This window comes from Paenibacillus sp. YN15 (assembly GCF_003285005.1).
Classification (GTDB): domain Bacteria; phylum Bacillota; class Bacilli; order Paenibacillales; family NBRC-103111; genus Paenibacillus_AR.
The window spans coordinates 1-361 of record NZ_QMFA01000120.1 but is presented as its reverse complement, the minus strand read 5'-3'; the positions used below and the strand labels follow the sequence as shown (position 1 = coordinate 361).

The window sequence follows — 361 nt, the reverse complement described above, 5'->3', positions numbered from 1 at the left end:
GGGTTGAGCCCCGAACTTAAACCCCAGACTTAAACAACCGCCTGCGCGCGCTTTACGCCCAATAATTCCGGACAACGCTTGCCCCCTACGTATTACCGCGGCTGCTGGCACGTAGTTAGCCGGGGCTTTCTTCTCAGATACCGTCACATAGATAGCAGTTACTCTACCTACCGTTCTTCTCTGGCAACAGAGTTTTACGACCCGAAAGCCTTCATCACTCACGCGGCGTTGCTCGGTCAGGCTTTCGCCCATTGCCGAAGATTCCCTACTGCTGCCTCCCGTAGGAGTCTGGGCCGTGTCTCAGTCCCAGTGTGGCCGATCACCCTCTCAGGTCGGCTACGCATCGTCGCCTTGGTGGGCC

At 57.6% G+C, this 361-nt stretch carries 1 rRNA gene; it reads right to left on the bottom strand.

The features are described 5' to 3' along the window. Window positions 1–361, bottom strand: a 16S ribosomal RNA gene (locus tag DQG13_RS30420); the annotation flags it as partial.